This is a genomic window from Actinomadura sp. GC306, from assembly GCF_004348665.1.
Taxonomy (GTDB): Bacteria; Actinomycetota; Actinomycetes; order Streptosporangiales; family Streptosporangiaceae; genus Spirillospora.
In genome coordinates, this window is sequence record NZ_SMKM01000263.1 from 1 (window position 1) to 9,455 (window position 9,455).

The 9,455-nt window shown below is 73.5% G+C and carries 11 protein-coding genes; 3 read left to right on the forward strand and 8 right to left on the reverse strand.

What is annotated here, in order from left to right; all coding sequences use genetic code 11:
• Window positions 1–57 precede the first annotated feature (57 nt).
• Both E1200_RS27185 and E1200_RS27190 read right to left on the reverse strand, forming a co-directional pair.
• Window positions 58–486, reverse strand: a complete 429-nt coding sequence (locus E1200_RS27185; RefSeq protein WP_131954924.1) for a ribulose bisphosphate carboxylase small subunit — start codon at window positions 484–486, stop codon at window positions 58–60.
• Window position 487: 1 nt separating this feature from the next.
• Complete coding sequence (locus E1200_RS27190) at window positions 488–1,921, reverse strand: form I ribulose bisphosphate carboxylase large subunit (RefSeq protein ID WP_131954925.1); 1,434 nt, start codon at window positions 1,919–1,921, stop codon at window positions 488–490.
• Window positions 1,922–2,138: 217 nt separating this feature from the next.
• Between E1200_RS27190 and E1200_RS27195 the strand changes: the two genes are divergently transcribed.
• Window positions 2,139–3,140, forward strand: coding sequence for a LysR family transcriptional regulator (locus E1200_RS27195; protein ID WP_131954926.1), 1,002 nt, complete (start codon window positions 2,139–2,141; stop codon window positions 3,138–3,140).
• Here the strand turns inward: E1200_RS27195 and E1200_RS34010 are convergent.
• Complete coding sequence (locus E1200_RS34010) at window positions 3,097–3,273, reverse strand: hypothetical protein (protein ID WP_165950477.1); 177 nt, start codon at window positions 3,271–3,273, stop codon at window positions 3,097–3,099. The two genes, E1200_RS27195 and E1200_RS34010, sit on opposite strands and share 44 nt — an antisense overlap.
• A 121-nt stretch (window positions 3,274–3,394) precedes the next feature.
• Here E1200_RS34010 and E1200_RS27200 point away from each other — a divergent pair, with 121 nt between their 5' ends.
• On the forward strand, window positions 3,395–4,591 hold the full coding sequence (locus E1200_RS27200; protein ID WP_131954927.1) for a saccharopine dehydrogenase NADP-binding domain-containing protein: 1,197 nt from the start codon (window positions 3,395–3,397) through the stop codon (window positions 4,589–4,591).
• On the opposite strand, the gene E1200_RS27205 is transcribed toward E1200_RS27200, so the two are convergent.
• Together E1200_RS27205 and E1200_RS27210 are read right to left on the reverse strand one after the other, a co-directional pair.
• On the reverse strand, window positions 4,578–5,741 hold the full coding sequence (locus E1200_RS27205) for a GAF domain-containing sensor histidine kinase (protein WP_131954928.1): 1,164 nt from the start codon (window positions 5,739–5,741) through the stop codon (window positions 4,578–4,580). The genes E1200_RS27200 and E1200_RS27205 overlap by 14 nt on opposite strands.
• On the reverse strand, window positions 5,738–6,394 hold the full coding sequence (locus tag E1200_RS27210) for a response regulator transcription factor (protein WP_131954929.1): 657 nt from the start codon (window positions 6,392–6,394) through the stop codon (window positions 5,738–5,740). Before E1200_RS27210 ends, E1200_RS27205 begins: the two co-directional genes overlap by 4 nt.
• A gap of 193 nt (window positions 6,395–6,587) precedes the next feature.
• Here E1200_RS27210 and E1200_RS27215 point away from each other — a divergent pair, with 193 nt between their 5' ends.
• Entirely contained in the window at window positions 6,588–7,553 is a 966-nt protein-coding gene (locus E1200_RS27215; protein WP_131954933.1) for a phosphoribulokinase, read from the forward strand.
• Between the two features lie 139 nt (window positions 7,554–7,692).
• On the opposite strand, the gene E1200_RS27220 is transcribed toward E1200_RS27215, so the two are convergent.
• The 3 genes from E1200_RS27220 to E1200_RS27230 all read right to left on the reverse strand — a co-directional run bounded on the left by E1200_RS27220 (window position 7,693) and on the right by E1200_RS27230 (window position 9,099).
• On the reverse strand, window positions 7,693–8,040 hold the full coding sequence (locus E1200_RS27220) for a hypothetical protein (RefSeq protein WP_131954930.1): 348 nt from the start codon (window positions 8,038–8,040) through the stop codon (window positions 7,693–7,695).
• 60 nt (window positions 8,041–8,100) lie between these two features.
• Window positions 8,101–8,559, reverse strand: coding sequence for a peroxiredoxin (locus E1200_RS27225; protein WP_131954931.1), 459 nt, complete (start codon window positions 8,557–8,559; stop codon window positions 8,101–8,103).
• 111 nt (window positions 8,560–8,670) lie between these two features.
• On the reverse strand, window positions 8,671–9,099 hold the full coding sequence (locus E1200_RS27230) for a DUF3052 domain-containing protein (RefSeq protein WP_131954932.1): 429 nt from the start codon (window positions 9,097–9,099) through the stop codon (window positions 8,671–8,673).
• Window positions 9,100–9,455: the final 356 nt, after the last annotated feature.

The window sequence follows — 9,455 nt, forward strand, 5'->3', positions numbered from 1 at the left end:
GGGTGGGAGCGGCCGCCGGGGAGCCGTTGTGGCGCATCCCGAAACCGGGGCGCTCGCTCAACGCTCCGCCCCGTACCGGTCGCCCTCGGGGCGGTCCAGCGCGTACGGGTGCAGGGTGTAGCGGACGCGCCGGTCGGACGTCTCCTCGCGGTCGAGGCGGAAGCCGGGCTCCTCGGCCGGGCGCTGCACGATGAACTGCAGCGCGGTCGTCTGCCGCCCGTAGCTCGCGTCGTAGGCGTTCAGCCGGATGTAGTGGCCCGGGTACGCCTTGCGGCACTCGTTGATCTCGTACAGGACGCCGGCGGGGTCGGCGAGGTCGAACATGGGCAGGCCCCACATCTCCCAGTAGGAGTTGCGCGGGTGCGGGTCGTCGGTGAACTCGACCGAGCACGGCCAGCCCCGGTCGAGGGCGTAGGCGACCTGCTGGGTGATCTCCTCGTCGGTGAGGTCGGGGAGGTACGAGAAGGTGCCTTGGGTGATCCGCATGTCACACGCTCACGGGGGTCTCGACGACGTCGGGGGTGTCGGTGGATTCGTACGTGAAGGTGATGTCGCCCCAGGTGGAGAGGGCGACGTCCAGTTCGCGGCTGTTCTTGGCGGCGGCGCGGAGGATGTCGGGGCCTTCGGCCAGGTAGTCGCGGCCCTCGTTCCGCGCTTTGATCATCGCTTCGAGCGCGACGCGGTTGGCGGTGGCGCCGGCGGCGATGCCCATGGGGTGGCCGATCGTCCCGCCGCCGAACTGGAGGATCGAGTCCTCGCCGAGGTAGTGCAGGAGCTGGTGCATCTGGCCGGCGTGGATGCCGCCGGACGCGACGGGCATCGTGCCCGGCATCGACGCCCATTCCTGGTCGAAGTACAGGCCCTTCACGGGGTCGGCCTCCACCTTGTCCAGGCGGAGGGTGTCGTAATAGCCGCGGACGCTGTTGGGGTCGCCCTCCAGCTTGCCGACGACCGTCCCCGCGTGGATGTGGTCGACGCCCGCCAGGCGCATCCACTTGGCGATGACGCGGAAGTTGACGCCGTGGCTCTTCTGCCGCGTGTACGTGGAGTGGCCCGCGCGGTGCAGGTGCAGGAGGACGCCGTTGGCCCGCGCCCACTTGGCCATCGACTGGATGGCGGTGTAGCCGATGGTGAGGTCGATCATCACGATGACGCTGCCGAGCTCTTTGGCGAACTCCGCGCGCTCGTACATGTCCTCCATCGTCCCGGCGGTGACGTTGAGGTAGTGGCCCTTGACCTCGCCCGTCGCGGCCTGCGCCCGGTTGACGCCCTCCATGCAGTAGAGGAACCGGTCGCGCCAGCGCATGAACGGCTGGGAGTTGATGTTCTCGTCGTCCTTGGTGAAGTCGAGGCCGCCGCGCAGCGCCTCGTAGACGACGCGGCCGTAGTTGCGCGCGGACAGCCCCAGCTTCGGCTTGACGGTCGCGCCCAGCAGCGGGCGTCCGAACTTGCCGAGGTACTCGCGTTCCATGACGATGCCGTGCGCGGGCCCCTGGAACGTCTTCACGTAGTGGGTGGGGATGCGCATGTCCTCCAGGCGCAGGGCCTTCAGCGCCTTGAACCCGAACACGTTCCCGATGATGGACGACGTCAGGTTCGCGATCGAGCCCTCCTCGAACAGGTCGAGGTCGTAGGCGATGTAGGCGATGAACTGGTTGTCCTGCCCTGGGACGGGCTCCACCCGGTAGCACTTGCCCTGGTAGTTCTCGTAGGACGTGAGCCGGTCCGTCCACACCACGGTCCAGGTCGCGGTGGACGACTCGCCCGCGACCGCCGCGCCCGCCTCCTCCGGCGGCACGCCCTCCTGCGGGGTGATCCGGAAGGCGGCGAGGATGTCGCTGTCCTTCGGCTGGTAGTCGGGACGCCAGTAGCCCATCTCGGCGTAGGGGATCACGCCCGCCGACCATCTGCCTGCGCTCATCGCCGCTCTCCTTAAGCCCGAGGTCGGATGCCGGTGCCGCGGAACGGGGCGCGGCGGCCCGCCCCGGTGAAGGACGGCATGCCCCAGGGGGCGGGGCGGGCGCCGCGTCCCGGCCACGTGGACCGTGAACGCTTCGAGCCTCCCCCGCCGATACTTGCGATGTCCATCAAGTGTTCTACGGTAACTCTTGAGCGATAACTTGAATGAGGAGGTCCGGGTGACCGAGGCGCGGTTGCGGACGTTCGTCGCGCTCGCCGACACGGGGTCGGTGCGGGCGGCGGCGCGGCGGCTGTACGTGACGGAGTCGGCGGTGTCGGCGGCGGTCGCGGCGCTGACCCGGGAGCTCGGCGTCCCGCTCGTGCGCAAGGAGGGGCGAGGTCTCCGGCTCACCCCCGCCGGGGCCGCCTACGCGGGGTACGCGCGGCAGGTCCTCGGGCTGCTGGAGGAGGGGCGGGCGGCGGCGCGCGGCGCGGCCGATCCGGGGCGCGGGACGCTGCGGCTGGCGGCGGTGACGACGGCCGCCGACCAGCTCCTCCCCGAGCTGCTGGCCTCGTTCCGGGAGCGCTGGCCGGACGTCGAGCTGACGCTGGAGGTCGGGCCGCGCCGGCAGGTGTGGAGCAGTCTCGGCGCCCACGAGGCCGATCTGGTGCTGGCCGGGCGCCCGCCCGCCGGGCTCGCTGCGACCGTGCTCGCCCGCCGCCCGAACGAGCTCGTCGTCGTGGGCGCCCCGCACCTCGCGGACGGGTTCACCCCCGCGGGCACCCCGTGGGTGATGCGCGAGCCCGGCTCGGGGACGCGGGCGAGCGCGGACGCCTACCTGGCCGACCGGGAGGCGTCACCGCCGCGGCTCGTGCTCGGCTCGAACGGCGCGGTGATCGCGGGCGCGGCGGCCGGGCTCGGGGTGGCGCTGGTCTCGCGGGACGCCGTCGGCGCCGAGCTGGACGCGGGAGACCTCGTCGTCGTCGACGCGCCCGGGATGCCCCTCGACCGGCCCTGGCACGCGGTCGCCGGGGCCGCGCCGTCCGCGACGACGCTGCTGTTCGTCCGCCACCTGCTGGACGCCCCGGGCTGGAGCGCCCCGGACGACACCGCCCCGGGCTGGAGCGTCCCGGACGAGACCGCCCCGGACGAGACAACCCCGGACGAGACCACCGCGCGCGGGAACGAGGCGGACGCTACGGGAGGCTCCACAGCGACACCGACAGCAGGGCGAGGCTGACGGCGATCAGGAGCATCGCGGCGGTCCGGCCGCCCTCGTCCCCCGGAACCGTCTCCTTGCGCGTCACGAGGAACACGAAGGCCGCGAAGAACCCCAGGGCGGCGACGTCCATCGCCACGGCCAGCCCGGTCACGCCACCACCCCCTCAATGATCAAACCCTAGACGAGTGCGGTCGCTCACATCGCCGTCCCGCCGCGCGAGCACGCCGGCCGACAGGACAGAATTGAGTTCGGAAACCGCGAAAGGGGCAACGATGACCGCCGACCACCGGACCGGCCCGGACCGCCCGTACGACCTGGTGCTCTTCGGCGCGACCGGGTTCACCGGCGCGCTGACCGCCGAGTACCTGGCCCGGCACGCCGATCCCGGCACCCGCTGGGCCCTCGCCGGACGCAACGAGGCCAAGCTGGCGGCCGTCCGCGACCGGCTGGCCGAGCTGAACCCCGACTGCGCCGGCCTCCCGCTGCTGCGCGCCGACACCGGCGACACCGCCTCGATCGAGGCCGTCGCGGACTCGGCGCGCGTCGTCATCACCACCGTCGGCCCGTACGCCAAGTACGGCGAGCCGCTGGTGGCGGCGTGCGCGCGCGCCGGGACCGACTACGTCGACCTCACCGGCGAGCCGACCTTCGTCGACCGGATGTACGTGAAGTACCACCGGGAGGCGGAGCGCAGCGGCGCCCGGATCGTGCACGCCTGCGGGTTCGACTCCGTCCCCCACGACCTCGGCGCCTACTTCACGGTGAAGCAGCTCCCGGAGGGCGTCCCGCTGCACGTCGAGGCGTTCGTGCGCGCCCGCGCGGACGCGTCCGGCGGCACGCTGCACTCGGCGATCGGCGTGTTCGCCGACCCCGCGGGCATGGTGCGCGCCGAGCGGGAGCGCCGCGCGCTGGAGGAGCCGCCCGCCGGGCGGCGGGTGCGCGTCTCGCGCCGCCCCGCGCCGAAGGCCCGGATCGCGGGTGGCTGGACGCTGCCGCTGCCGACCCTCGACCCGCAGATCGTCGTCCGGTCCGCGGCGGCGCTGGACCGCTACGGCCCCGACTTCTCCTACGGCCACTACATCGCCGTCAAGCGGCTCGCCCTCGCGGCGGGGATGGCGGCCGGCGCCGGCGCCGTGGTCGCCCTCGCCGCGCTGCGGCCGACGCGCGACCTGCTGCTGCGGCTCCGCGCACCGGGCGACGGCCCGTCCGAGAAGGAGCGCGCCCGCAACTGGTTCAGCGTGAAGTTCGTCGGGGAGGGCGGCGGACGGCGCGTGGTCACCGAGGTCGCCGGCGGCGACCCCGGCTACGGGGAGACGGCCAAGATGCTCGCCGAGTCGGCGCTGTGCCTGGCCCACGACGACCTCCCGCCGACCGCCGGGCAGGTCACGACCGCGGCCGCGATGGGCGACGCCCTGATCGACCGGCTGACCAGGGCGGGGATCGCCTTCCGGGTGCTCAGGACGGGCTGACCCCGCCGCGGCGCCGCCCGGGGATGGGGATCACGGCCTCGACGGTCGTCCCGGCCGCGGGCCTGCTCGTCACCGCGACCCGTCCCCCGAGCAGCTCGGCGCGCTCGCGCATGCCGCGCAGCCCGTAGGAGTCGGGGCGGCGCCCGCGGCCGCCCGGCCCGAGGACCTCCCGCACGGGGAACCCGATCCCGTCGTCGCGGACCTGCAGCCTCACCCGGTCATCGGAGTGCTCGAGCAGCAGGTCGACGCAGGTCGCCCGCGCATGCCGCAGGCAGTTGCCCACCGCCTCCTGCGCGATCCGGTACAGCGCGGTCTGCACGTGGTCGGGCAGCGCGTCCTCCAGCTCCCCCTCGACGGTGACCGTCACGTCGAGCGGGCCGGACGGGCCGGGGCCGTCCCCGGCCTCGCGGGCGAGGGTGGCGAGGGCCGCCGACAGGCCCAGGTCGTCCAGGACGGGCGGGCGCAGCCCGCCGATCGCGGCGCGGGTCTCGGCCGCCGCCAGCTCGCACAGCCGGCGCGCGATCATGATCTGCGCGAGGCCCTCGGGATGGTGCTCGGGCATCGCCCGCTCGGCCGCCGACAGGTGGAAGCCGAGGCTGGCGAGCCGCTGCGCGATGCCGTCGTGGATCTCCCGGCTCAGCCGGGACCGCTCGGCCTCCTGCGCCTGCACGGCCCGCTCCGCGAACCGCTCGGCGGAGTGCTCGCGCTCGCGCGCGGTGCGCAGCCGGCGGCACGAGCACAGCACCGGCGCGAACAGGCCGGCGAGCGCGTGGACGAGCTCCAGGTCCTCGGGCGGCGGCGCCCCGGCGGAGCGGACGTCGACGACCGCGATCACCTTGCCCTCGCTGTGCACGGGGACCGCGGCGCCGCGCCCGTCCGGATGGCGGCGGGTGCGGCCGTGCGCGGCGACCAGGCCGACGTCGCCCTCCCCCAGCGGGACGGGCGGGCCCGCCCATTCCAGGACGCGCTCGTCCTCCGCCAGCACGTACACGTCGCAGAACGTCAGCGCCCGCGCCGACCGGACGACCAGCCCGGCCAGCTCATCGGCCATCCGCGGCAGCTCGCGGGCGGAGCAGGCCGCCGCCACGATCCGGACGAGCAGGTCGGGGCCGCGCTCGGCGAGCAGCTCCAGCGGCCGGGCGCCCGTCACCGGAACAGCCCCTCGCGCAGCGCCACCGCGATCGCGGCGGACCGGTCGGTCACCTCCAGCTTGCGGTACAGCGCCCGCAGGTGGCTCTTCACGGTCTCCTCGCTCAGCACGAGCCGCGCCGCGATCGCCTTGTTCGACAGCCCGCCCACCAGCAGCGACAGCACCTCGCTCTCGCGCTGGGTGAGCCCGCGGTTGGCGCCGGGCCAGAACTCGCCGCGGGTCAGCCGGGCCGCGGTGACCGCCATCCGGCCCGCGAGCGTCGCGTCGACGACCGTCTCGCCCTGCGCGACCTCCTCGAGGCGCCGGACGAGCTCCGGGCCGTCCACCCGTTTGAGCAGGTAGCCGCCCGCCCCGGCGCGCAGCGCCTCGAAGACGTACTGCTCGTCGTCGTACACCGACAGGAACACCACCCGCGTCTCCGGGACGTGCCCGGTGATCCGGCGGCAAAGGTCGAGGCCGCTCTCCGGCCCGAGCCGCACGTCCAGCAGGACGACGTCGGGACGCAGCGTGGTGACCAGCCGGGCCGCGTCGTCCCCCGTCCCCGCCTGCCCGACGACGCGCACACGCCCGGAGAACCCGGCCAGCATGGCCTGCAGCCCGGCGAGGATCATCTCGTGGTCGTCGACGAGGACGACACGTACGGGGGCGCTCATTCCCGCACGATAACAACCGGAAGCTACCCGCCAGTAGGCCGACCCGGGGATGGATGCGGAGGCACCCTCCGCCGTTTCACCCCTCCACTCCCCTGGATGGGGGACGTGCCACCCGCCGCCCACCCCGTACTCTCCTATGCGAAAATCGGTTTCCGCAGGACGGAGGAGCAAGGTGCCCCATCGGATCGTGCATATGCTCCGGGCGCGCGGGTCCGGCCGCCGTCCCGTCATGCTCGCGATCGCGGGCGACAGCGCCGCCGGCAAGACCACCCTCACCCGGGGGCTCGTCCAGTGCCTCGGAGCCGACCGGATGACCGCGGTGTGCGTGGACGACTACCACCGCTACGACCGCGCCGAACGCGCCGGGAAGCCGTTCACCGCGCTGCACCCGGACTGCAACCACATCGACATCATGGAGCAGCACCTGCAGCTCCTGTCGATGGGCGAGCCGATCCTCAAGCCCGTCTACGACCACTCCACCGGCGAACTCGTCCGCCCCGAGCTGGTCGAGCCCCGCGACTTCGTCATCGTCGAGGGCCTGCTCCCCCTGCACACCCGGATGGCCCGCGCCTGCTTCGACATCACCGTCTACCTCGACCCGCCCGAGCCGCTGCGCCACTCGTGGAAGGTGCGCCGCGACTGCGCCAAGCGCGGCTACACCCCCGAGCAGGTCATGGCGGAACTCGACCGGCGCGAACCCGAGAGCGCCGCCTACATCCGCCCGCAGCGCAAGCACGCCGACATCGTCGTGCGGTTCGCGCCCGTCGCCGGGCGGCTCGACCCGCCCGGCACCCCGCTGTCCGCCGAACTGCTGCTGCGCCCCACGATCGACCACCCCGACCTGGCGGACGTCCTGGACGCCGGGCCCGCCGGCACCGGGCCGGAGCGCGCGGAGACCGCCATGCACCTGCGCCTGCACCGCGACACCGACGGACGCCCGGTCGACGCCCTGCACGTCCACGGATACGTTTCCCCGGAGGAGTCGCAGGTCGTCAAGAAGGCCATACTGGAACGCCTGGGTCCCCGCGCCGGCACGGCCCTCCCCGACCCCGGGGTCCTCGGCCGGCTCGGCGACGCGGACACCAGCGACCCCCTGGCCATCACCCAGCTCCTGCTGCTCTACCACCTGCTGGACGCCGACCACCGGCAGGCGGCCTGACCCCGCGAGCGCGCGGGGAGGCCCCGGAGCCTCGGACCTGTGCTCCGGGCCGCGCGCAACGCGGCAACCGGGAGGGCGCCCCTGCGGGCGCAAAGGGGCGCCCTCCCGGCCTTGACCACCGGTCCGTGAGCGCTCCGCGTCAGAGCGCCGGGCCCCGTTTCAGGACGCGGCTGAGCGCCGCGGCCACCTCCGCGGAGAAGTCGCCGTCGCCGTCGCCGGAGCCGCCCGGCGGGGCGCCCGAATGGACGAGATCGGCGGGAGCGGCCTCGCGGGTGTGCCCGCAGTCGCGGCACTCGACCTCGCCGAGCCGGCACACCAGCGCCGCGGAGGCGCAGGCCGAGCAGCGGTCGAGATCGTCCGCCCAGTCGCGGACGGCCTGGCAGCCGGGGCAGACCAGCACCTGCCGGTCCGCCCGCACCCCGCGCTTCCACGGGCTCGCGCCGCGCACGGGGTCGGTCTGCCGCGCCCCGCAGCGGTAGCAGGGCATCACACCTCCAGGGGTGCGGGGACCGGTTCCGGCCAGGCGGCCGGTGCCGGTCCGGTTCGCCTAGAGCCCGGCGAGCGCCTTGCGGTACTCGTCGATGTCGCGTGCGTCCGGGATCGCGTTGACGACCTTCCAGCGGACCACGCCTTCGGTGTCGATGATGAAGGTGCCGCGCACCGCGACGCCCTTGCCCTCGTCGAACACCCCGTACCGCTGCGCCGTCCCGCCGTGGGGCCAGAAGTCCGACAGCAGCGGGAACCCGTACTTCTCCTGGTCGGCCCAGGCGCGCAGCGCGAACATCGAGTCGACCGAGACCGCCAGCACCTGGACGTCGTCGCCGCCGAGCGTGGGCAGCTCGTCCCGGAGCTCGTACAGCTCACCGGTGCACACGCCGCTGAACGCCAGCGGATAGAACACCAGGACGACCTTCTTCTCGCCGCGGAAGTCCGACAGCTTCACCGGGGTGCCGTGCTGGTCCTTCAGCTCGAAGTCCGGTGCGCCGTCGCCCACCTCAACACCCAAAACCTCTCCCGCTTCCGTCCCCGCCCATGGCGGGGTCACGCCCCGCCCTCCACCGGCGTGGAGGGCGGGACCCAGTCTGCCGCCCCGCGCCCGGGATCCGGGCGCCGGGGACTACTTGCGGACCTTCGGCGCGACCAGCCGCGTTCCCGACCACTCCTTGGCGGCGCTGACGCTGCTGGTCTGCGACAGCCCGGCCGTCTGCGCGGCCTCGCCGATGTCGCTGGGCTCCACATGCCCGTCCCGGCCCGCCTTGGGCGTCAGCAGCCAGATGTTGCCGCCGCCGGTGAGCGGGATCATCGCGTCGGTCAGGCCCTCGAACAGGTCGCCGTCCTCCTCGCGCCACCACAGCAGCACGACGTCGACCACGTCCTCGTAGTCCTCGTCGACCAGCTCGTTCCCCGTGACGGCCTCGACGGACTCCCTGAGCTCCTCGTCGACGTCGTCGTCGTAGCCGATCTCCTGCACCACCTGGCCCGCCTTCAGGCCGAGCCGTTCGGCCAGGCTGCGCTCAGACTGCGCCTGACCCGCGGTCGCGCTCACGAAAGTCCTCCCATGGTCGTCAAATCCGCACGGTGCCGTGCATGTCTCTGTCCGGCCCCCGGGACGGGTGGCCCGCCCGCACCTGTGCGGTGTTTGCGGGACAGTCCACACAAGTGAGGGCCCCTCGCGCAAGTGTCTTCCCGGCTTTTGGTGCCCTCATTGGTCCGATTACGGAAATCGCAGTGACAGCACCCCCACGCAGAGTGACCCTCAAGCCGCTCATACCGCCCGCGCCCGCTCATCCGATTTCCCTGTGTGGGGAACGACCCCCACACCCCCGGTCCGCTGACGCTCATCCCTTCCTCTATGGGAAGACGACCCCCCACAGCCCCCGCTTCGCTGACGCTCATCCCTTC